The 22,998-nt window shown below is 63.5% G+C and carries 19 protein-coding genes; 7 read left to right on the forward strand and 12 right to left on the reverse strand.

Translation table 11 applies throughout. The annotated features are described in order from the left end of the window. From VE092_RS20170 to lptF, 3 genes are read right to left on the reverse strand one after another with little or no spacing between them, the layout of a single operon-like run. Complete coding sequence (locus tag VE092_RS20170; protein WP_324879759.1) at positions 1–372, reverse strand: CbiX/SirB N-terminal domain-containing protein; 372 nt, start codon at positions 370–372, stop codon at positions 1–3. Positions 373–400: 28 nt separating this feature from the next. Further along, on the reverse strand, positions 401–1,531 hold the full coding sequence (gene lptG / locus VE092_RS20175) for an LPS export ABC transporter permease LptG (protein ID WP_324879760.1): 1,131 nt from the start codon (positions 1,529–1,531) through the stop codon (positions 401–403). A 1-nt stretch (position 1,532) separates the two neighbouring features. Continuing rightward, positions 1,533–2,663 carry an LPS export ABC transporter permease LptF gene (lptF, locus tag VE092_RS20180; protein WP_324879761.1) on the reverse strand — a complete coding sequence of 377 codons (1,131 nt, stop codon included), beginning with the start codon at positions 2,661–2,663 and terminating at the stop codon, positions 1,533–1,535. Between the two features lie 154 nt (positions 2,664–2,817). Between lptF and VE092_RS20185 the strand changes: the two genes are divergently transcribed. The 5 genes from VE092_RS20185 (at position 2,818) to xth (ending at position 8,764) form a co-directional block, all read left to right on the forward strand. Continuing rightward, on the forward strand, positions 2,818–4,338 hold the full coding sequence (locus tag VE092_RS20185) for a leucyl aminopeptidase (protein ID WP_324879762.1): 1,521 nt from the start codon (positions 2,818–2,820) through the stop codon (positions 4,336–4,338). 261 nt (positions 4,339–4,599) lie between these two features. Further along, positions 4,600–5,712 carry an alkene reductase gene (locus tag VE092_RS20190; RefSeq protein WP_324879763.1) on the forward strand — a complete coding sequence of 371 codons (1,113 nt, stop codon included), beginning with the start codon at positions 4,600–4,602 and terminating at the stop codon, positions 5,710–5,712. A gap of 216 nt (positions 5,713–5,928) precedes the next feature. Next, positions 5,929–6,696 (forward strand): MipA/OmpV family protein, encoded by a 768-nt coding sequence (locus tag VE092_RS20195; RefSeq protein ID WP_324879764.1) that lies wholly within the window; start codon positions 5,929–5,931, stop codon positions 6,694–6,696. Between the two features lie 446 nt (positions 6,697–7,142). After that, the gene (locus tag VE092_RS20200; RefSeq protein WP_324879765.1) at positions 7,143–7,715 is read left to right on the forward strand and encodes an FxDxF family PEP-CTERM protein; all 573 of its coding nucleotides are present in this window, start codon (positions 7,143–7,145) and stop codon (positions 7,713–7,715) included. Positions 7,716–7,996: 281 nt separating this feature from the next. Continuing rightward, positions 7,997–8,764 carry an exodeoxyribonuclease III gene (xth, locus tag VE092_RS20205; protein WP_013235065.1) on the forward strand — a complete coding sequence of 256 codons (768 nt, stop codon included), beginning with the start codon at positions 7,997–7,999 and terminating at the stop codon, positions 8,762–8,764. 38 nt (positions 8,765–8,802) lie between these two features. Here xth and VE092_RS20210 read toward each other — a convergent pair whose 3' ends face one another. The 6 genes from VE092_RS20210 to prpB form a co-directional block, all read right to left on the reverse strand. Further along, positions 8,803–9,075 carry a hypothetical protein gene (locus VE092_RS20210; RefSeq protein WP_006712789.1) on the reverse strand — a complete coding sequence of 91 codons (273 nt, stop codon included), beginning with the start codon at positions 9,073–9,075 and terminating at the stop codon, positions 8,803–8,805. Then, on the reverse strand, positions 9,075–9,578 hold the full coding sequence (locus VE092_RS20215) for an arsinothricin resistance N-acetyltransferase ArsN1 family B (RefSeq protein WP_324879766.1): 504 nt from the start codon (positions 9,576–9,578) through the stop codon (positions 9,075–9,077). Before VE092_RS20215 ends, VE092_RS20210 begins: the two co-directional genes overlap by 1 nt. 106 nt (positions 9,579–9,684) lie before the next feature. Then, positions 9,685–11,571 carry a propionate--CoA ligase gene (locus tag VE092_RS20220; RefSeq protein ID WP_324879767.1) on the reverse strand — a complete coding sequence of 629 codons (1,887 nt, stop codon included), beginning with the start codon at positions 11,569–11,571 and terminating at the stop codon, positions 9,685–9,687. Between the two features lie 322 nt (positions 11,572–11,893). Continuing rightward, on the reverse strand, positions 11,894–12,322 hold the full coding sequence (locus tag VE092_RS20225) for a hypothetical protein (RefSeq protein WP_324879768.1): 429 nt from the start codon (positions 12,320–12,322) through the stop codon (positions 11,894–11,896). Between the two features lie 216 nt (positions 12,323–12,538). Then, the gene (prpC, locus tag VE092_RS20230; RefSeq protein WP_324879769.1) at positions 12,539–13,693 is read right to left on the reverse strand and encodes a bifunctional 2-methylcitrate synthase/citrate synthase; all 1,155 of its coding nucleotides are present in this window, start codon (positions 13,691–13,693) and stop codon (positions 12,539–12,541) included. A gap of 48 nt (positions 13,694–13,741) precedes the next feature. Further along, positions 13,742–14,632, reverse strand: coding sequence for a methylisocitrate lyase (gene prpB, locus VE092_RS20235; protein ID WP_006712799.1), 891 nt, complete (start codon positions 14,630–14,632; stop codon positions 13,742–13,744). Between the two features lie 332 nt (positions 14,633–14,964). Between prpB and prpR the strand changes: the two genes are divergently transcribed. Both prpR and VE092_RS20245 read left to right on the forward strand, forming a co-directional pair. Then, positions 14,965–16,623 (forward strand): propionate catabolism operon regulatory protein PrpR, encoded by a 1,659-nt coding sequence (prpR, locus tag VE092_RS20240; RefSeq protein ID WP_324879770.1) that lies wholly within the window; start codon positions 14,965–14,967, stop codon positions 16,621–16,623. A gap of 252 nt (positions 16,624–16,875) precedes the next feature. Then, the gene (locus VE092_RS20245) at positions 16,876–18,159 is read left to right on the forward strand and encodes an MFS transporter (RefSeq protein ID WP_324879771.1); all 1,284 of its coding nucleotides are present in this window, start codon (positions 16,876–16,878) and stop codon (positions 18,157–18,159) included. A gap of 207 nt (positions 18,160–18,366) precedes the next feature. On the opposite strand, the gene ntrC is transcribed toward VE092_RS20245, so the two are convergent. From ntrC to glnA, 3 genes are all read right to left on the reverse strand, one after another. Next, positions 18,367–19,866 (reverse strand): nitrogen regulation protein NR(I), encoded by a 1,500-nt coding sequence (gene ntrC, locus VE092_RS20250; RefSeq protein WP_324879772.1) that lies wholly within the window; start codon positions 19,864–19,866, stop codon positions 18,367–18,369. 136 nt (positions 19,867–20,002) lie between these two features. Continuing rightward, entirely contained in the window at positions 20,003–21,076 is a 1,074-nt protein-coding gene (gene glnL, locus VE092_RS20255) for a nitrogen regulation protein NR(II) (protein WP_324879773.1), read from the reverse strand. A gap of 167 nt (positions 21,077–21,243) precedes the next feature. After that, positions 21,244–22,659, reverse strand: coding sequence for a type I glutamate--ammonia ligase (glnA, locus tag VE092_RS20260; RefSeq protein WP_034331334.1), 1,416 nt, complete (start codon positions 22,657–22,659; stop codon positions 21,244–21,246). Positions 22,660–22,998 lie beyond the last annotated feature (339 nt).

The raw sequence follows: 22,998 nt of genomic DNA on the forward strand, positions 1-22,998 counted from the left end.
TCAGCTTTGCAAGGTCCCGATGCAATAGGTGGCAATCGCCTGCAACACGGCCTCATCCTCGCCCACTGCCGGCACGGTGCGGATTTCCACCTCCGGATGCGCCTGGCGCAACTGCTCCAGCAATTGCGGCAGGTCGCGCCTTACATGGCCACCCTGCCCCAGGAATACCGGGATCACCGTCACGCGCCGGCTGCCGGCGGCCACCTGCTGCGCCACCACGCTGGGCAGGTCGGGCTGCATCAGTTCCAGGAAGGCCAGCTCCACGCCGACGACCGGCATGGCTGCGCGGGTCAGCGCGCGCAGACGTTCGAAGGGTGCGGCCCAGGCCGGGTCGCGGGCGCCATGGGCGAAGAGGATCAGGCTTTGTTGCATAAGGACGTCGGTTCAGGTTGAGACGAAATCAGGTACGTTCCACCCACCACAGCGCGCCTATCGCCAGCACCATGAACAACAGGCTGGGCAGGGCGGCGGTAACGAAGGCCGGCCAGGTATTGAGCAGGCCTAGGTGCGAAAAGAGGCTGTTGATCAGCTGGAAGCACACCCCGATCATGATGCCGGTGAAGATCTTCAGGCTCACGCCACCGGCGCGGAAATGCAGGTAGGCGAAGGGCAGTGCCAGCGCCAGCATCACGAAGATGGACAGCGGGTAGACGATCTTCTTCCAGAAGGCGATTTCATAGCGATCGGTGCGCTGGTTGTTGGCTTCCAGGTGCTTGGTATAGGCCAGCAGATCATAGGCCGACATGCGGTCCGGATCGGCGAACAGCACCGAGAGGATTTCCGGCGTCACCTCCGAGACCAGCTTCATCTGCGCCGTCTTGACGGTCTTGACCGGCTCGGTGATCTTGCGGTCACGGCCGCCAGTGAAATCGGATTGCACCACCTCATTGAGCACCCACTGGTGGTTGCCTTCATAGATGCCGGACTTGGCGGTGATCATGCGAGCCATGTGGAAGTCGGTATCCAGCTCATAGAGCTTGACGCCCTCGATGCGGCCATCCGGCTGCACGGTCTGGATGTTGATGAAGCGGCTGCCGGTGACGTTGCCTTCCAGGCCCTTGTCCTTGATCACGTCCTTGGCCCACATGCCCGAGCGGAACTGTGAGGACATCGACGCCCCCTGGGCCTGCAGCTTGAGCTTCTCGGCCCACTCGCTGGCCTTGGGCGCAATCAGTTCGCCGAAGACGATGGTCAGTACAGCAAAGCCCACGCCGATGCGCAACAGCACCTTGGCCGCCATGCCGGTGGACATGCTGGAGACCCGCATGATAGTGAATTCGGAGCGCGCCGCCAGTTGCGACAAGGTATAGATGGTGCCGATCAGCACCGCCGTGGGCATCAGTTCATAGACGTTGCCGGGCAAGCCCATGAGCACGTAGAACACCGCCTCCTGCAGCTTGTAGCCATTGCGGCCGACCTGCTCCAGTTGGCCCATCATTTCGAAGAAGGCGAACAGCGCCAGGAAGGCGGCCAGCGCGAACAGCACCGAGCGCGTGATCTCGGAAGTGAAGTAACGTTGGATGACTCTCATCTCAGGCCTCGCGCTGGAACGTCATGGCGCGGCGCATACGGCTCCACAACCGGGATGGATGATAGGGATGGTTGATGTTGAGGCGCAGCACGAACATACCCACGATCAGGGCCGCCACGATCACGTGCACCGGCCACCAGGCCATCATGAAACTGGTGCGCTGTTGCGCCACCGAAGCCTGAAAAACACTGACCGTATTGCTGTAGACAACGAACAGCAGCAACGCCACCAGCAGCCCCAGCGAACGGCCGGCACGCGGGTTCACGAAGGACAGCGGAATGGCCAGCAGCATCAGGGCCAGTGCCATCAGCGGCAAGGCGATGCGCCACAGTAGTTCGCCGCGCGCGTAGCCGTCGCTCTTGGCCACCAGCTCCCCCATCTGCAACGCCCGCGCCGAACGCTCACCGGCAGCCGCCTGCGACTGGTTGCCGATCAGCAGGCCATAGCGTTCGAAGTCGACGATCTGGAAATCCGGCAGGCTGGGCGAACCGTCATAGCGGCGGCCCTTGTTCATGACCACGAACTTCTCGCCATCGGGATCGATGACGGTCTCGCCTTCCTTGGCCACCACCACGCTGTTCTTGCCGTCGGCATTGATGGTGTTGACGAAGATATTGCGCACCTTGGAGGCGTCGCCGGAAATGCCTTCGACGAAGAAGATGCGGTTGGCCGCGGCCGATTCCTGGAACTTGCCGGGGGAGACGCGCGCGATGTCCTCGCGCTGCTCGAAGCGGCTGCGGTATTCGCTGCTCTGTTCATTGGCCCAGGGCGTGACCACGAAGGACAAGGCCGCCACCAGGGCCACGATGGGCCAGCCGAATTTCAGTATCGGCACGATCCAGCGCGTAAGCGACAGACCGCAGGCGAACCAGACCACGATCTCGGAATCCTGGTAGCTGCGGGTCATCACCAGCAGGACCGAGATGAAGCCGGTCAGGATCAGGATGATGGGCATGTAATTCAGGGACTGGAAGCCGATCAGGGCGATCACGTCCTGCGAAGCCACCTGGCCGCCGGCGGCCTGGCCGAGGATCTTGATCAGCATCACGGTCAGCGTGATGGTAAACAGCGTCGTGAAGACCCCACCTGCGGTGCTGGTCAGTTCGCGACGCAGAGCGCGCTGGAAAATCATGGGAATGCTGGAATTGTCTCTGGTATCGGGGTCAATGAATCGGTGGCCTGGCCCTGCGACGCATCCGGCACTGGCCGCTCTGGCGCGAACTCACGCGCGCGTGGCGTCGAAATGGGCTCTATAATCGCCAGGTAATTCATACAAAGGACGAACGATGGACTTTAGCACAAAAACATTGGACGCAAAAAACGCCGTGACCGCCGTCAAGACCGGCGCGCTGGTCGTTGGCATCTATGAAAACCGCAAGCTGTCCAAGGCAGCCGGGGCGCTGGACAAGCTGGGCGCGATCAGCGCCGCGCTGAAGTCGGGCGACATTTCCGGCAAGCCGGGCTCGACCCTGCTGCTGCGCGGCGTCACCGGCATCGCCGCCGAACGCATCGTGCTGCTGGGCCTGGGCGCCGAGGAAGAGATCGCCGACAAGAGCTTTGCCGCCGCCAGCGCCGCCCTGGTGCGCTGCCTGGCCACCCTGGGCTGCGACGACGCCGCCCTGGCCCTGCCCTTCGATGGCATCAAGGGCCGCGACCTGGCCTGGGCCATCCGCAACGTGGTGCTGGCCGGCCGCGATGCGGTCTATCGTTCCGATACCCTGAAGAGCAAGAAGGACCCCGCTCCCACTGGCGTCAGGAAGATCACCCTGCTGGTGAACGCCGCCGACGGCGTGACCGCCAAGGCCGCCCTGGGCGAAGCCGTGGCCCTAGCCAACGGCATGGCGCTGACCAAGGAACTGGGCAACCTGCCCGGCAATGTCTGCACCCCGACCTACCTGGCCAATACCGCCAAGAAGCTGGCCAAGGAATTCAAGCTGGGCGTGGAAGTGCTGGACCGCAAGCAGCTCGAAGCTCTCAAGATGGGCAGCTTCCTGTCGGTCACCAACGGCAGCGACCAGCCGCCCAAGTTCATCGTATTGAAGCACCTGGGCGGCAAGTCCAAGGACGCCCCGGTAGTGCTGGTGGGCAAGGGCATCACCTTCGATACCGGCGGCATCTCGCTCAAGCCGGGCCTGAACATGGACGAAATGAAGTACGACATGTGCGGCGCCGCCTCCGTACTGGGCACCTTCCGCACCATCGCCGAACTGGGCCTGAAGATGAACGTCATCGGCGTCATCCCGACCTGCGAGAACATGCCCTCCGGCCGCGCCACCAAGCCGGGCGACATCGTCACCTCGATGTCCGGCCAGACCATCGAAGTGCTCAACACCGACGCCGAAGGCCGCCTGATCCTGTGCGACGCCCTGACCTACGTGGAGCGCTTCAAGCCGGCCGCCGTGATCGACATCGCCACCCTGACCGGCGCCTGCGTGGTGGCCCTGGGCCATCACAACACCGGCCTGTTCACCCGTGAGGACGAGGCCCACGACCAGTTGGCCAATGGTCTGCTGGCAGCGGGTCGCGAAAGTGGAGACACCGCCTGGCGCATGCCGATCCAGGAGGTCTACCAGGAGCAGTTGAAGTCCAACTTCGCCGATATCGCCAACATCGGCGGTCAGCCCGCCGGCAGCGTCACCGCCGCCTGCTTCCTGGAGCGCTTCACCCGCAAGTACACCTGGGCGCACCTGGACATCGCCGGCACCGCCTGGAAGAGCGGCGCGGCCAAGGGCGCCACCGGCCGCCCGGTGCCGCTGCTGACCACCTGGCTGCTGAACCAGGCGCGCACCCGCTCGGCACGCGCCTGATGCGGCACGGGCGGGCCGCCGACCGGGCCCGCCTGCCGGCCCAGCGCTGACAAGGCCACCGCGCAAGCGGTGGTTTTTTTTCGGCCCTCTTTCACAGATTGCCCTCTGGCAAGCACGGCGCTTCCTGCGGGGTGCTCACCAGCAGTCAACGCAGTTCCCGTCTAGACTGTCGATCCATTTCCGGAACGCTGTCGACCCGCCGTGGTCGGTAACAGGGTCGACCACTGTCGTCCCCTTCAATGCCAACAAGAAAGGAACAGCATGACTAATGCCAATGCCAACGTCCACGCCAGCAGTGACCTCTTCAAGCCGATGCAACTGGGCGCAGTCCAGCTGCAGAACCGTATCGTCATGGCCCCGCTTACGCGCAGCCGCGCCCTGGCCGGCGATGTCCCCACGCCACTGGCGGCCGAATACTACGCCCAGCGCGCCAGCGCCGGCCTGATCATCGCCGAGGCCACCCAGATCTCGCCGCAGGGCAAGGGCTACGCCTGGACTCCCGGCATCTACGACCAGGCCCAGGTGGCCGGCTGGAAGAAGGTCACCGACGCCGTGCATGCCAAGGGTGGCCGGATCTTCCTGCAGCTGTGGCACGTGGGCCGCATCTCCCACCCCGATCTGCAGCCGGGCAACGCCTTGCCGGTGGCCCCTTCGGCCGTCAAGCCCGAAGGCAATGCCTTCACCGAAAGCGGCTTCAAACCCTTCGTCGAACCGCGCGCACTGGAACTCTCGGAACTGCCCGCTATCGTCGAGCAATACAAGAGCGCCGCCCAGCTCGCCATGCAGGCCGGCTTCGACGGCGTGGAAATCCACGCCGCCAACGGCTACCTGCTGGACCAGTTCCTGCGCGACAAGACCAACCAGCGTAGCGACGCCTATGGCGGCAGCATCGAAAACCGCGCCCGCCTGCTGCTGGAAGTGGTGGCCGCCGTCACCTCGGTGGTCCCCAGCGAACGCGTGGGCATCCGCCTGTCCCCGATCAGCCCGGCCAATGACATTGCCGACAGCGACCCCAAGGCCCTATTCAGCTACGTGGTGGAGCAATTGAACCGCTACAAGCTGGTCTACCTGCACGTCGTGGAAGGGGCTACCGGCGGTCCGCGCGAGGTGGAAGGCGGCTTCGACCTGCAGGTATTGCGCGACCTGTTCAAGGGCCTCTACATCGCCAATAACGGCTATGACCTGGAGATGGCGGTCAAGGCGCGGCAACGCAATTTCGCCGACCTGGTGGCCTTCGGCCGCCCCTTCATCGCCAACCCCGACCTGGTGGAACGTTTCAAGGCCGGCGCCCCGCTGGCCAGCCTGAACCAGGCCACGCTGTATGGTGGCGGCGCCGAAGGTTATACCGACTATCCACCGATGCAAGCGTCCTGAGGCTTCGTCGCCGCCGAAGCCTGAGAAGCACGAACCGGCTGACGAAGGCCGACCTGCGCCGACAATGGCCTGCCCGATGGCAGGCCATTGTGCGTGGTCGCATCATTGCCGCTGTTGCTGTCCGGCCGCACCCGGCAAGCCGCCCCGGCACGCGAGCCGCCGGGGCGCGCTGGCGACCGCTACAATGCCCATCTGCCTCCACCATCATTGCCGATCATGAAAACAATATTCGCCGCCCTGACCCTGGCCTGCTGTGCCCTGCCCGCCCTGGCCCAGCAAGCCGCCCCCACCGACAGCAGCAACGATCCGCTGCAGCTGCATGACCGCATCACCGGCGACCTCGGTGTCGGCATGTACCGACTCGACCGCAACGGCCTGAACCGGCACGCCCGCAACGACGTGCTGCCCTATGCCTACTTTGACTATGGCCGCTTCTTCGCCCGCGTGGATACTTTCGGCATCAAGACCGCGCGCCTGGGCTATGGCTACCTGGAACTGGCCGGCCGCGTCAATTTCGAAGGCTTCGATGCCGACCATGGCCTACATCGCCGCTCGGACCCCATCCCGCTGGGCCTGGGCACCTATCAGGAAACGCCATTTGGCGCCTTCTTCCTCAACGTCTTCCGCGACTTCAACAAGTCCCACGGCACCCTGGCCGAAGCCATCTACGCAGCGCAGATCGACGCCGGACCGATGAGCTTCTATCCGGAGGTGGGTGTGGAACATCGCAGCGGCAGCTACAACGATTATTTCTTCGGCGTCTCGGCCAGCGAATCGGCCGCCAGCGGCGTGCGGCAATATCGTGCTGGTGCCTCGACCAGTCCCATCCTGGGACTGGCGGCCGAGCTTCCCTTGAGCGCGGACTGGCACCTGAACCTGCACTGGCGCCGCAAGTGGCTGGACCACAGCGTGAGCGACAGCCCGCTGATCCATCGCCACACCGATGACACCGCCATCATCGCCCTCAGCTACCACTTCAAGTAATTCCTCCCGCCCGGCTCTGCAGATATAGCCTTCTACTGCAGAGCTTGGCCACGCTCCAGCTCGACCATTCTCGGATCCCCTCCTTCCTGCGCTTTTTCCCGCCCCGATTTCCATCTGACGGGAAGCATTCAGCATTTCAAAAAAACTTAGTTTCCGTAGCCAAATAAGTCCGCAAGGAAATTAAGCTCTGCCGTCGGAAACCCTTTACCAGTGCGACTTCCAGGAATCCTACAACGCAACGCCGCTTACGGGAAAAACGTAAGAATCAGTTGTAATAGTTAGTAATTTTCTATTATCCTCTGCACGTCCCGTCGAACAAAAATCAAAAACAGGGACGCCCCCAGCGACGACCTCGCCAACATCAACAAGAAAAACCGTCGTCGCGAAAATCCCCCTTGCAGTGCTTTCGCAATCAACCAATCAATCGAACTGGAAAGAGGTACGAAATGAAAAAACTGTTGAGCAGTTTCCTGATCGCGTCCGCATTCGTCGCCATGGCTTCCTCGGCCAGCGCGGCCGATATGGAACGTACGCGCGAACTGGTCTGGACCGACGCCACGTCGACCTTCAATGCCCGCTATGGCGATGGCACCACGGGTCAGACCTTCCTGGAAAACTTCACCTTCAACGTCGGCGGTGCTGGCACTGCGGTGTCGTCCGCCCTGGTCTCGATCGCACTGGATGGTCTCTCCCGCGTGGGCATCAGTAGCTTCACACTGAGCGGCAATGGCCAGACCTACACCGGCACCCAACTCTCCAGCGGTGACCTGCAGACCTTCAGCCTGCGCACCAACGGTCTGACCAGCGGTCTGTACACCCTGTCGGTGGCCGGCACCGTGCTGGGTTCGGCGGGCGGCAGCTTTGCCGGCAACATCAGCGTGGCACCGGTGCCGGAGGCCTCGACCACCGCCATGATGATCGGCGGCCTGGGCCTGATCGGCTTCGCCGCCTACCGTCGCCGCCGCAAAGCCGGTGACGAGGGCGCGCAGATGACCAGCGCGCAGATGATGCCGGCGTAATCGCGTCGGTTTGATCGAAGGCAATCGCGAGGGGAACGTCCGCAAGGGCGTTCCCCTTGTCACGTCGGGAGACGTCATCGGTGTACAGGATCTCGGCGGGAAATGAGCCCTCACACTCTCTGCACTCCATGCGGAAGCAACCAAGCCTGGTCGCTGGTGCTATAGTGCCGTCCACGCTCATTGTTGCGCCGGCATGCATCTCCCTGTGGTGATCCGGCAATCGTCCCACGATTGCCATGCTTGCGGCGCACACCCGCACTACACAAGGATTGCGCACACTCATGAAAATCGCCACCTGGAACGTCAACTCCCTCAAGGTCCGCCTGCCGCAGGTCCTGAAATGGCTGGAAGAAAATCCGGTCGACGTGCTCTGCCTGCAGGAAACCAAGCTCACCGACGACAAGTTTCCCGCCGCCGAGATTGCGGCCGCCGGTTATCTGGTCGAGTTCTCGGGTCAGAAGACCTATAACGGCGTGGCCATCCTGTCGCGCCATCCGATGAATGACGTGGTCAAGAACAACCCGCTGTTCCCCGACGAGCAGCAGCGCATCATCGCCGCCACCATCGAGGGCGTGCGCTATGTCTGCGCCTATATTCCCAACGGGCAGTCGCTGGAGTCCGAAAAGTATCCCTACAAGCTGAACTGGCTGGCGGCGCTGCACGAGTGGCTGGCGCAGGAGAAGGCGAAGAACCCGCGCCTGGCCCTGCTGGGCGACTACAACATCGCGCCCGAAGACCGCGATGTGCACGATCCGGTGGCCTGGCAAGGTCAGGTGCTGGTGTCGGAGCCGGAGCGCGAGGCCTTCCGCAAGCTGCAGGCGCTGGGCCTGACCGACTCCTACCGGCTGTTCGAACAGCCGGAGAAGATGTATAGCTGGTGGGATTACCGGCAGATGGGTTTCCGCCTCAATCGTGGCCTGCGCATCGACCACATCCTGCTGTCCGAAGAGCTGGTGCCGCGTTGTACCGCCTGCGTCATCGACAAGGTGCCGCGCAAGTGGGAACAGCCTTCCGACCATGCGCCGGTGATTGCCACCCTGGCCGACTGACGCCGCCCACGGGCCAGCCAGTATCGATGGACGCCACCTCAGGGTGGCGTTTGTTCTTTCTTGTTGCGCATGTTCTTTTCGAACTGTACATCGAGCTTGCTGACGCGCTTGGCCTTTTGCGGCCCCTGGGCGTTGACGAAGCTGACGAAGTCGTCCAGTTCCATTGCTTCGTTGAGCTTTTCCAGCGGCTGGCCGGCCACGCGGCGGGTCAGGATGAAGCGTTCATCGGAGGTGCGCAGCATGGAATACTCGCGCGATTCGGTGCGGTTGTTCAGGCGCTCGATGGCGCTGGCGGCGCGGGTCGATCTCATCATTGGGCCTCTTGCAATTTGAGCTGCCAGTAACCGACGTCGATCCAGCGTCCCATCTTGTAGCCGACCTCGCTGAAGACGCCGCATTTCACGAAGCCCAGGCTCTCGTGCAGGGCCACGCTGGCCGCATTGGGCTGGGCGATGCCACCGATGACCAGATGCACGCCCAGGGGTTTCAACTGCGCGAACAGCTCAGCGTACAGCAGCTTGCCGATGCCGCGTCCGCCGGCGTCGTGACGCAGGTAGACCGAGCTTTCCACCGAGCGCTGGTAGGCCGCGCGCGGCTTCCATTTGCTGGCGTAGGCATAGCCCAGCACCTCCCCCTCCTGTTCGAACACCAGCCAGGGAAACTGCGACTGCACCTCCGCAATGCGGGCGGTCATGCCTTCGACCGTCACGGCTTCGGTCTCGAAGCTGATGACGGTGGTGTCGACGTAGTGGTTGTAGATGCCACAGATGGCAGCGGCGTCGGCGGCAGTGGCCGGGCGGATTGAGGGATGCATGACCGGAAGCTTTGAAGAGGGACGATGGGATGAAGTTGCCAGTGTAACCAAATTACGGCATCAGCGGCGGCCAGGTCCGGTATCGGCCGCCGCTTGATGGCAGGGATCAGTCGCGCAGCGCCAGCCGCACCTGCTCCAGCGCTGCCGGGTCCTCGATGGTGGGCAGGTCGCCCGGGTCACGACCTTCGCAGATGGACTGGATGGCCCGTCGCAGCAGCTTGCCGGAGCGCGTCTTGGGCAGGCCGGTGACGAAGAACACCCGTGCCGGACGGCCGACCGCGCCAATCTGCTTGTCGACCACACCCATGATCTCGGCTTCCAGCGCCTTCCTCTGCTCCGGGGTGGCAATCGCGTCGGCCTGTTTGGCGATGGCGAAGGCTATCGCCACCTGCCCCTTCAGCTTGTCTTCGACGCCGACCACGGCCACTTCGGAGACATTGGGATGGCTGGAGATGCTCTCCTCGATTTCGCGGGTCCCCAGGCGGTGGCCGGCGACGTTGATGACGTCGTCGGTACGGCCGAGGATGAAGTAATAGCCATCCTCATCCCGGATGCCCCAGTCGAAGGTGGAGTAGACCTCGCGCGGCAGGCTGCGCCAGTAGGTGTTGACGAAGCGCGCGTCGTCGCCATACACGGTCTGCATGCAACCCGGCGGCAGCGGGCCTTCGATGGCGACCACCCCCTTCTGGCCGGCCGCGCAGGGCTCGCCGCTGGCCTCGTCGAGGATGGCCAGGCGGTAGCCCGGCATGGGCACGCCGGGACTGCCCAGGCGGGTCGGCTTGTCGCTGATGCCCTTGGCGATCGAGATGATGGGCCAGCCCGATTCGGTCTGCCAGTAGTTGTCGATCACCGGCACTTTCAACGCACCGGAGATCCAGCTGGATGTGGTCTCGTCCAGCGGTTCGCCGGCCAGGTAGAGTGCCTTGAGCGAAGAGGTGTCGTAGCGCTCCATGCATTCAGCCGGCTGTTTCTTGAGCACGCGGATGGCCGTCGGTGCGGAGAACATGCGGGTCACCTTGTACTTCTCGACGATGCTCCACCAGATGCCGGCGTCAGGCCGGATCGGCAGGCCTTCGTACAGCACGGTAGCCATGCCGGCGATCAGCGGGCCATAGACGATGTAGGAGTGGCCCACCACCCAGCCGATGTCGGAGGTGCAGAAATAGGTCTCGCCCGGCTTGCCACAGAAGATGTGCTGCATGGACGAGGCCAGCGCCACCGCATAGCCGCCGACGTCGCGCTGCACGCCCTTGGGCTTGCCGGTGGTGCCGGATGTGTAGAGCACGTAGCTGGTCTCATTGGACTCCAGCCAGCTCACCGGGACCGGCTGGTCCAGGTACTGTGCGCGCAGGCCGGCAAAGTCGACATCGCGCTCAGGCGTGCGCGCCATCGGCGCCAGGCCGCGATCGACCAGCAGCACACGCTGCGGCTTGTGCTGGGCCAACTGGATGGCATCGTCCAGCAGGCCCTTGTAGGGAATCACCTTGCCACCGCGCGAGCCGGCATCGGCCGAGACGATCAGGCGCGGCTGCGCGTCATCGATGCGCGAGGCCAGGCTGTTGGACGCAAAGCCGCCGAACACCACCGAATGCACCGCGCCGATGCGGGCGCAGGCCAGCATGGCGAACACCGCCTCGGCGATCATGGGCATGTAGATCAGCACCCGGTCGCCGCGCTGTACGCCCAGGGCCAGCATGGTGGCGGCCATGGCCTGGACCTCGCGATGCAGTTCGGCGAAGTCATAGACGCGCTCGCTGTTGGTCTCGGTGGAGATGGCGATCAGCGCGGCTTGCGAGGCGCGTTCGGCCAGGTGACGATCGACGGCGTTGTAGCAGAGATTGGTCTTGCCGCCGATGAACCAGCGCGCAAAGGGCGCGCGCGAATAATCCAGGGTGCGGGTGAAGGGCTCCTCCCAGTGGATGCGTTGTGCTTCTTCGGCCCAATAGGTGTCGGGATGCTCGATGGAGCGGCGATAGAAATCCTCGTATTGCATGACGTCTCCTCATGTCTTTCGTATTGGAAAACTGTGGTCGCCCTGGACATGCGTGGTCTGCGGGTCGATGGTCGGTGCGGCGCTGTTACATGGCCTTCATGCGACGTTGGAACCAGTCTTGCACCTGAAGCTTACGGGTGGCTGAATTCGCCCAGCCGGCGCCGCTTTGCGGCTGATGCAGATCAAGCGCGGCGACGAAAAAAGCGGAAGCGATGTCACCGGTGCGAGACCGGCGACATGCCAGAAGAAGAGGAAACGAAGGAGGAGGGAGAAACGCGCCGCGGTCAGCTCATCGCCACGGCACGCTGCATAGAGGATGCAATCAGCGCGTGCGGCAATCGTTGGCGAGCTGCTGCCCGATCTTGGAATTGAGCAGCATGGACTTCGACGGAATCTGGATCCACACCAGGCCTTCGCCCTTGTTCTCCAGGCGCACTGCACCGGTCGAGGTGCTGACCGGGTTCATCATGTAGCTGCTGCCCTTCCACACCAGGGTCACGCCATCGGTCACGCGGCCATCCATGCGGATCTCGACCTTGTTGCCCATCTCGCAGCTGAAGGCGCCGGTCTTCAACTGGGTGGCCCAGCTGGGCTGGGTCGCAGCCGGCGATTGCAGCAACTGCGGCAAGACCGGTTTGGTGTCGCTGACCGGCACCGGGGTGTTGGAGGAACAGGCGGCCAGCACGGAACTGGCGGCCGCGCACAGGCAGACCTGCTTGAAAAAACGACGGGAAGCGATGGCAGCAATCATCGGATGATCCATGGAGAGTCGGGGGCGGAGATGGGCCTGAAACGAGCCGAAAACGGCCCGACCGCATCTTAGCAAGTAATTGCACCGGACTCGACCACATGTAACGCTTGTTACAAATCCGGAAGGCGCCGCCCGCTCGCGCTGGCCGTCGCTTCCATCGACTGCATTGCTGCACGCCTCCCTTGCGCCCTTCCCCTACCCTGCTGCCCGCTCGCCTTACTTGCGCTTGCCGATGGGCACGAACTTCAGATCTTCCGGGCCGACATAGTTGGCCGACGGGCGGATGATCTTGTTGTCGATGCGCTGCTCGATGATGTGCGCGGCCCAGCCCGAGGTGCGGGCGATGACGAACAGCGGCGTGAACATCGCGGTGGGCACGCCCATCATGTGATACGACACGGCCGAGAACCAGTCCAGGTTGGGGAACATCTTCTTGATGTCCCACATGACCGTTTCCAGGCGTTCGGCGATGTCGAACATCTTGGTCGAGCCGGCTTCCTTGGAGAGCTTGCGCGCCACTTCCTTGATGACCTTGTTGCGCGGGTCGGAGATGGTGTAGACCGGGTGACCGAAACCGATCACCACTTCCTTGTTCTCGACGCGACGGCGGATGTCGGCTTCGGCTTCATCCGGATTGTCGTAGCGCTTCTGGATCTCGAAGGCCACCTCGTTGGCACCACCGTGCTTGGGGCCGCGCAGCGCGCCGATGGCGCCGGTGATGGCTGAGTACATGTCCGAGCCGGTACCGGCGATGACGCGACCGGTGAAGGTGGAGGCATTGAACTCGTGCTCCGCATACAGGATCAGCGAGGTGTGCATGGCCTTTTCCCAGGACTCGGAGGGCTTCTCGCCGTGCAGCAGGTGCAGGAAGTGGGCGCCGATGGAATCATCATCGGTTTCCACTTCGATGCGGTTGCCGTTGTGGCTGTAGTGGTACCAGTACAGCAGCATGGAACCCAGCGAGGCCATCAGGCGGTCGGCGATGTCACGCGCGCCGGGGGTGTTGTGGTCATCCTTCTCCGGCAGCACGCAACCCAGGGCCGAGACGCCGGTACGCATCACATCCATCGGATGCGAGGCCGCAGGCAGCCACTCCAGCGCCGCCTTGACGTTGGCCGGCAGGCCGCGCAGGGCCTTGAGCTTGGCCTTGTAGGCGCGCAGTTCGGCGCTGGTGGGCAGCTTGCCATGCACCAGCAGGTGGGCGATCTCTTCGAACTCGCAGCTGTCGGCCACGTCCAGGATGTCGTAGCCGCGATAGTGCAGGTCATTGCCGGTCTTGCCGACGGTACACAGGGCGGTGTTGCCGGCGGTGACGCCGGAGAGGGCAACGGACTTCTTGGGCTTGAAACCTGCGGCTTGTTGTTCGCTCATCGTGTTCTCCTCGTAGCGTGTTCGGTGAAACTGAATTGTCGGAAGGGATTACTTGTTCTTCTGCTGGGCAAACAGCGCATCCAGGCGCTGCTCGTAGCTGTGGTAGTCGATGCGGTCGTACAGTTCCATGCGGGTCTGCATGGTATCGACCACGTTCTTCTGGGTACCGTCGCGGCGGATCGCCTGATAGACGTTTTCGGCCGCCTTGTTCATGGCGCGGAAGGCCGACAGCGGATAGAGCACCAGGCCGACGTCGGCGCCCTTGAGTTCGTCCACGGTGAACAGCGGGGTCGAGCCGAATTCGGTGATGTTGGCCAGGATCGGCACCTTCACCGCATTGGCGAACTGCTTGTACATGCCCAGGTCGGTGATGGCTTCCGGGAAGATCATGTCGGCGCCGGCCTCGACGCAGGCCACGGCGCGCTCCACGGCGGCCTCCAGGCCTTCCACGGCCAGTGCATCGGTACGCGCCATGATGACGAAGTTCTCATCGGTACGGGCATCCACGGCAGCCTTGATGCGGTCCACCATTTCCTGCTTGCTGACGATTTCCTTGCCGGGACGGTGACCGCAGCGCTTGGCGCCGACCTGGTCTTCGATGTGCATGGCGGCGGCACCGAACTTGATCATCGACTTCACGGTGCGGGCCACGTTGAAGGCCGAGGCGCCGAAGCCGGTATCGACATCCACCAGCAGCGGCAGGTCGCACACGTCGGTGATGCGGCGCACGTCGGTGAGCACGTCGTCCAGATTGGAAATGCCGAGGTCGGGCAAGCCCAGGGAACCGGCCGCGACGCCGCCGCCGGACAGGTAGATGGCACGGAAGCCGGCGCGCTTGGCCAGCAGGGCGTGATTGGCGTTGATCGCGCCGATGACTTGCAAGGGAGATTCTTCCTGGACGGCCTGGCGGAACGCTGCGCCTGCGGAGTGGAGAGCCATGATGGACACCTTCTGTAAGGGTTGCTGGATGTGGCGGACTATGGAGGGCCTTATTGCAACGGCCGTGCCATCGCACTGCAACATCCTGCAAAACCTGGGCGGCCTGTTTGGGGCTTGTATGAAACTTCCTTCCAGATCAATGACTTGCGGACAAAACCTGCCTGGCTTGCCACCGCAACAGGTGGACCAGAAGGGGGCCCCGGAGCCGTGCCACCCAGTTTCATCAGTGTTACACTGACGTTTCACTGAAACATGGTGAACGTTTCTTCCTGGCTGGCTTTAAGCCTCTCCAGCCGCCATCAGTCACCTTCAGCCTCCCCCACGCCACGCCCATGAAACGCCCTGCCCCCACCGACCGCCACGCCGACAAACCCGTGATCTGGACCGCCTCGGTATCGCGCCTGTCGGAGCTGTTCCGTGACATCACGCTGGAGTTCGACGCCCTGGCCGACATCGAACCCATCCATCTGGGGTTCGATGAGGCCGTGCGCGAGATCCGCGAGCGCCTGGCCACGCAGCGCTGTGACGTGGTCATCTCGGCCGGCTCCAACGGCGCCTATCTCAAGAGCCGGCTGCCGGTGCCGGTGGTGGTGGCGCGTGCCAGCGGCTTCGACGTGATGCAGGCGCTGGCACGGGCGCGCCAGATCACCACGCGTATCGGCCTGGTCAGCTATCAGGAAGAGATGCCGGCGCTGACCGAGTTCCAGCAGATGTTCGGCATGGACATCGCCCAGCGTACCTATGCCACCGAGGAAGATGCGCGGGCCGTGGTCAATGAATTGAAGGCCGGTGGCATCGAGGCCGTGGTGGGTGCCGGCCTCATCACCGACCTGGCCGAAGAGGCCGGCATGCACGGCATCTTCCTGTATTCCTCGGCCACGGTACGCCAGGCCTTCGAGGATGCACTGGAACTGGCGCGCCTGACGCAACTGGAGAGCACGCGTGGCGCGCTCCTGCCGGTGGCCGACAGCCTGCGCGCACGTCATCACCTGAAGGACCTGCGCGGCGACTCGGCGGCCATGGAAGCGGTACGGCAATCGATCACGCTGTTTGCCCGCTCACCGGCCAGCGTACTGATCCAGGGCGAGACCGGCACCGGCAAGGAGCTGGCGGCGCAAGCCATCCATCGCGCCCATCCGCTGATGCAGGGCAAGACCCACGCAAGCCATCCCTTCGTGGCCATCAATTGCGGTGCGCTGGCGGAGTCGCTGCTGGAGTCCGAACTGTTCGGCTATGAAGAAGGCGCTTTCACCGGTTCGCGCCGGGGCGGCCGCGCCGGCGTGTTCGAGGCGGCCCATCGCGGCACGCTGCTGCTGGATGAAATCGGCGAGATGCCGCTGCCCCTGCAGACCCGCCTGCTGCGCGTGCTGGAAGAGCGCGAGGTGGTGCGCGTCGGTGGCACGCGGCCGATCCCGGTGCAGGTGCGCATCATCAGCGCCACCCATTGCGACCTGGAGGCCAGGGTGCGCGAGGGCCGTTTCCGGGCCGACCTGTATTACCGGCTCAGCGTGCTGCGCCTGCCCCTGCCGCCGCTGCGTGCGCGCAGCGAGGACGTGCCGGCACTGGCCGAGTGGCATCTCAAGCATGCGCTGGCGGCGCTGGATACGCGGCCGCACGCCAACCTGTCGGCGGAAATCCTGCGCTGCTCGCCACTGCTGCGCGCCTACGGCTGGCCGGGCAATGTGCGCGAACTGCGCAACCTGATGGAACGGCTGGCCCTGTTCCTGGCGGCCGAACCGCTGCAGGCGCTGACGCCGGCCCTGATCCTGCGGGTCGCACCGGAACTGGGGCAGCACACCAGCATGGCCAGCGCGACCGTGCAGGAGCCAGATGTCATCACGGCCGCGCCTGACGATGCGCAGATCCAGGCCGTGCTGCGCCGCTATCGCGGCAATCGCGCTGCCGCCGCACGCCATCTGGGGATGAGCCGGACCACCCTGTGGCGCCGCCTGAAGCAGTTATCGGATGCGGTCGACGAAACTCAGCAATGAGCCATCGGGTGTAAATCATTTACCCGATGCGACAGGCTTCCTGCGTCCTGATAATCCACCGCAGCGCGCCTTGACAGCCCCGCACTGCGCCGCCTATGCTCGCCCGCTGTAACGCCCAAGGCCGGCCCCAGCCGCCCATGAGCGCAACAGGGAGCCTATAACCATCAATCAACCAGGGCCATCGTCCGCCCCGCCCGGGCGACACCGGCGCGCTGCTCCTCCATCCACACAGCCATCCATCAGGGAGTCTCCATGACCAGCAACACCACGGCGCCCGGCGCCGCCACCACGCACCCGCAGGCGCGGCGCGCGATCATCTCGTCTTCCATCGGCAATGCGCTCGAATGGTTCGACATCCTGATCTACGGCGCCTTCGCCGTGGTCATCGCCAAGCAGTTCTTCCCCACCGGCGACGATAACGTCTCGCTGCTGCTGACCTTCGCCACCTTCGGCGTGTCCTTCTTCATGCGACCGCTGGGCGCGGTGGTGCTGGGCGCCTATTCCGACCGCGCCGGCCGCAAGGCGGCACTGATGCTGTCGATCATGCTCATGACCATCGGCACCGCCATGATCGCCTTCATGCCCAGCTATGCCAGCATCGGCCTGCTGGCACCGGCCGGCATTGCACTGGGCAAGATGATCCAGGGCTTCTCGGCCGGTGGCGAGTTCGGTAGCTCCACCGCCTTCCTGGTGGAACACGCACCGCATCGCCGTGGTTATTTCTCCAGCTGGCAGGTAGCCAGCCAGGGCATCAGCCTGTTGCTGGCGGCGATCTTCGGCGCCGTGCTCAACAACATGCTCACGCCCGAGCAACTGGCTTCCTGGGGCTGGCGCGTGCCGTTCTTCTTCGGCCTGCTGATCGCACCGGCCGGCATCTACATCCGTCGTCACCTGGATGAAGCACCGGAATTCAAGGAGTCCAGCGAAAAGACCAATGCGCCCCTGCGCGATACCTTCGCCAGCCAGAAGCTGCGCCTGCTGATCGGTTCGGGCAGCGTCATCATGGCTACCGTCTCGGTCTACCTGTCGCTGTACATCCCGACCTACGCGGTCAAGCAGCTGGGCCTGCCGGCATGGTCGTCGTTCGCCGCGATGTCGGTGGCCGGCCTGATCATGTTCATCGGCTCGCCGCTGGTGGGCGCAGCCTCCGACAAGATCGGCCGCACCCCCTTCATGATCGTCAGCAGCGCCCTGTACATCGTGCTGACCTATCCGATGTTCGTGTTCCTGACCAATTCGCCGGGCTTCCTGCAGCTGCTGTTGCTGCAGACCGTGATCGGCGTGCTCATGACCATGTACTTCGCCGCCATGCCGGCCCTGCTGGCCGACATCTTCCCGGTGGCCACGCGCGGCACCGGCATGTCGCTGGCCTATAACATCGCGGTGACCATCTTCGGTGGCTTCGCCGGCCTGATCATCACCTGGCTGATCGACTTCACCGGCAACAAACTGTCGGTGAGCTACTTCGTCATCTTCGGCGCGGTGCTGAGCCTGATCGCTTCGGCGGCGGCGCGCTTCGTGCTGAAGCTGCGCTAAACGGCGAATCGCGTAAATGATATAAATCGTTTCCCCCGTCAGTGTGGCGGGAGAAAATAAAAATGGCCTGGATCGCGAGATCCAGGCCATTTCCTTTTTTGTTTGCCGCCGCCTCTTCCCCTTGTTGCTCCTGCCCACGCGGCGGCACGCGGGCAGGCCTCCCCTGCTTGACTCGAGTTGGATCAGATGTGATCCGGCGCTAGCCGGTCAATCGTCCTCGGCACCGCCAATACCCAGCTCCTGGATCTTGCGGGTGATGGTGTTGCGGCCGATGCCCAGGCGCACGGCGGCGTCGTTCTTGCGGCCGTGGGTGTGCTTGAGGGCGATCTTGATCAGCGCGGCTTCGAACTGGCGGCCGAGGATATCCATCACCTCCGGCTGCTCCGAGGCCAGCATCTGCGCGGCTTCGGTTTCCAGCAGCGAGATCCAGTTGCCGGCGACGGCTTCAGCCGATACCGCGCCTGCCGACAGCTCGGGCTGGGCCAGCGGTGCAGGCGCTCCGGCAGCCGAGGCCGGTGCCGCCACGATCTGCGCCGGTTGCGGTGCATGCACGCGTTCTTCCACCAGGTCCTGCGGCAGGTCCTTGATTTCCACGGTCTGGCCGGGGGCCATGACGGTGATCCAGTTGCACAGGTTTTCCAGCTGGCGCACGTTGCCGGGGAATTCCAGTTGCGACAGGAACTGCATGGCCTGCGGTGACAGGCGCTTGGCTTCCACGCCCAGCTGGCGGGCGCTCTGGGTGAGGAAGTAGCGCGCCAGGATGGGAATGTCTTCGCTGCGCTCGCGCAGGCTGGGCAGGCGCAGACGGATGACGTTGAGGCGGTGGTACAAGTCCTCGCGGAACAGGCCTTCGCGCACCCGGTGTTCCAGGTTCTGGTGGGTGGCGGCGATGACGCGCACGTTGGCCTTGAGCGATTGATGGCCGCCGACGCGATAGAAGTGGCCGTCGGAGAGCACGCGCAACAGGCGCGTCTGCAGGTCCAGCGGCATGTCGCCGATTTCATCGAGGAACAGGGTGCCGCCCTCGGCCTGCTCGAAGCGGCCACGGCGCATGGCTTGCGCGCCGGTGAAGGCGCCGCGTTCATGGCCGAACAGTTCGGATTCCAGCAGGTCCTTCGGGATAGCGGCCGTGTTCAATGCCACGAAGGGCTGGCTGGCGCGCGGGCTGTGCTTGTGCAGGGCGCGTGCCACCAGTTCCTTGCCGGAGCCGGACTCACCGGTGATCAACACCGTCACGTTCGATTGCGACAGGCGCCCGATGGCGCGGAAAACGTCCTGCATCGCAGGCGCCTGGCCGAGGATTTCGGGGGTCTGTGCGGCACCTTGCTCGATATCGGTTTCGCGCAGGCTTTCATCCAGGGCGCGACGGATCAGTTCGACCGCCTTGTCGACGTCGAAGGGCTTGGCCAGGTATTCGAAGGCGCCGCCCTGGAAGGCCGAGACGGCCGAGTCCAGGTCCGAGAAGGCGGTGATGATGATCACCGGAATGCCGGGGTGCTTGGCCTTGACGGTCTGCAGCAGTTCCAGCCCGGAGGCGCCGGGCATGCGGATGTCGGAAACCAGCACTTGCGGCGTGCCGTTCTGCAGGGCCGCCATGGCATCGCGTGCGCTGGAAAAACTCTGCGTGGCGAGATTTTCTCGGGCCAGTGCCTTCTCCAGCACCCAGCGTATCGATTCGTCGTCGTCAACAATCCAGATCGGTTTCATAAATAACTTCTTCCTGCGTTGGTCATGCTGTTAATGCTCCCGCGGCCACGACGCTTCTGGCGCCGTGCCACAGCCCCCATGATGACGGGATGCCTTCCGTCATTCCGGCTTTGGCGCGCCGCCTGCGGCCATGGGCTCACGGCAGCGGTATAAGTATTCTGAAATCGGTACAACCCGGCCGGCTGTCGCATTCGATCACGCCCATGTGCTGATGCACGAAGGTCTGCGCCAGGGTCAGCCCCAGTCCGCTACCACCCTCCCGACCCGACACCAGGGGATAGAAGATTCTTTCCTGGATGTCTGGCGGAATACCCGGACCGTTATCGATGATATGCAAGTCTAGTGCCAGCCGGTATCTGACCTTGGATAGCGTCACCTGGCGGGAAACGCGGGTGCGCAGGATCAGTTCGGCGTCACCGGCACGGATGCGGTCGGCCAGGGCCTGGGCCGCGTTGTGGACGATGTTCAATACCGCCTGGATCAGCTGTTCCTTGTCGCCGCGGAATTCGGGGATGGAAAGATCATAGTCGCGCTTGATGGTCAGCCCCTGCGGGAACTCGGCCATCACCAGGCTGCGCACGCGCTCGCACACTTCGTGGATGTTGACGTCGCCCACGATGTGGGGATGACGGTGCGGTGCCAGCAGGCGATCGACCAGGGTCTGCAGGCGGTCGGCTTCCTTGATGATGACCTGGGTGTATTCGCGCAATTCCTTGAGGTGGCGCTCGGGCAGTTCCAGCTCCAGCAACTGGGCTGCGCCACGGATGCCGCCCAGCGGGTTCTTGATCTCGTGGGCCAGGTTGCGGATCAGTTCCTTGTTGGCCTGGCTCTGGTCGAACATGCGCTCTTCACGGTCCAGCTTGAGTTGCTGGACGTTCTCGCGCAGCTCCAGCAGGACGGGCATGGCCGGGCTGTCCAGCGGTGTGACGATGGTATGCACCTGCAGCGGTTCGCGGTTGGAGCGTTCCAGCACCAGGTCCAGGCGCTTGTCGGCGAACTGGTGTTCGATGGCCTGGTAGAACAGCGCGGTCAGCTCCTTGCCATTGAGGAAGAGCTCGGAGAGCTTCTGCTGCGAGAGCACCTTGAAGGAACTCTCCAGCAGGTTCTCGGCGGCAGCGTTGGCGTAGACGATGCCGCCGGCAGCGTCCAGGATGATGACGGCCGAGGCCAGCAGGTCCAGACCATCGAGGGAAGGAAGAGGTGTCTTCATGGGAGGATTCGTGATGCCAGGGGTCATGTCGTCTTGCTCGGGCTAGTGCAGTCATTGACCAGTGTGTCTAGCAATTTTCGGGCGCGCTTCCCTGCCATGGGCCGCGCCGCTGCGCATAAAAAAAAAGGGGAAGCAAGCTTCCCCTTTTTCTCCGGATGCGGATTCGATTACAGCGAGTAGTACATGTCGAATTCGATCGGGTGCGTGGTCATGCGGAAGCGTTGGACTTCCTGCATCTTCAGCTCGATGTAGGCATCGATCATGCTGTCGGTGAACACGCCACCACGGGTCAGGAACTCGCGATCCTTGTCCAGGTGTTCCAGCGCTTCGTCCAGCGAGGCGCAGACGGTCGGGATCAGCTTGTCTTCTTCCGGCGGCAGGTGGTACAGGTCCTTGGTCGCAGCTTCGCCCGGGTGGATCTTGTTCTGCACGCCATCCAGACCGGCCATCAGCAGAGCCGAGAAGCACAGGTACGGGTTGGCCAGAGGATCCGGGAAGCGGGTTTCGATACGACGGCCCTTCGGGTTGGCGACGTGGGGGATACGGATCGAGGCCGAGCGGTTACGGGCCGAGTAGGCCAGCTTGACCGGGGCTTCGAAGCCGGGGACCAGACGCTTGTACGAGTTGGTGCCGGGGTTGGTGATCGCGTTCAGAGCCTTGGCGTGCTTGATGATGCCGCCGATGTAGTACAGCGCGAATTCCGACAGGCCGGCGTAGCCGTCGCCTGCGAACAGGTTCTTGCCATCCTTCCAGACGGATTGGTGCACGTGCATGCCGGAGCCGTTGTCGCCGACCAGGGGCTTGGGCATGAAGGTAGCGGTCTTGCCGTAGGTGTGGGCGACGTTCCAGATCACGTACTTCAGGGTCTGGGTCCAGTCAGCGCGCTCGACCAGGGTCGAGAACTTGGTGCCCAGTTCGTTCTGGCCAGCGCCAGCCACTTCGTGGTGGTGCACTTCGACGGGGATGCCCAGGGATTCCAGGATCAGGGACATTTCCGAACGCATGTCCTGGAAGCTGTCGACCGGGGGAACCGGGAAGTAGCCGCCCTTGACGGTCGGACGGTGGCCGGAGTTGCCGCCTTCGATCTTGGCGCCGGTGCTCCAGGAAGCTTCTTCGGAGTCGATCTTGACGAAGGAACCGGACATGTCAGCACCCCAACGCACGCCGTCGAAGATGAAGAATTCGGGTTCCGGACCGAAGTAGGCGGTGTCGCCCAGGCCGGAGGACTTCAGGTAGGCTTCAGCGCGCTTGGCGATGGAGCGCGGATCACGGTCGTAGCCCTTGCCGTCGGACGGCTCGATCACGTCACATTGCATGAAGAGGGTGGTCTCTTCCATGAACGGGTCGATGTTGGCGGTGTTCGGGTCCGGAATCAGCAGCATGTCGGAGGCTTCGATACCCTTCCAGCCGGCGATCGACGAACCGTCGAAGGCGTGACCGGATTCGAACTTGTCGATGTCGAAATGCGAAACAGGCACGGAAACGTGCTGTTCCTTGCCACGGGTGTCAGCGAAACGGAAGTCAACAAACTTGACTTCGTTGTCCTTCACCATCTTCAAAACCTCTGCGGCCGTCCTTGCCATGCGAATCTCCTAAAACGAGGAAGTAGTATAAATTGGGGTGTGAGCCGTTTTCTGCGACTGGATCTTTGCATTTGATACAACGGTCTTGCGCCGAACTCAGTCGCGGATGATAGCAGATTCCATGCCACCAACCTTTGGCCTACCCCGATAATGGAATATTTTAGGGAGGACGCGGCTCAGCGGCCGTTCCCCACGGTGCAAGAAGACCCCGCACACGCATCATCGCGGTGCAAAATCTGTTTAATGCACAATATAAGTGCATCATGGCGAGTACATCCTTGTTTTGCACGAATATGGTGCGTGCTCCGTCCTGGGGCATGGGCCCGGGCCGACCGGCAT

The organism is Herbaspirillum sp., from assembly GCF_035644555.1.
GTDB lineage: Bacteria > Pseudomonadota > Gammaproteobacteria > Burkholderiales > Burkholderiaceae_D > Herbaspirillum.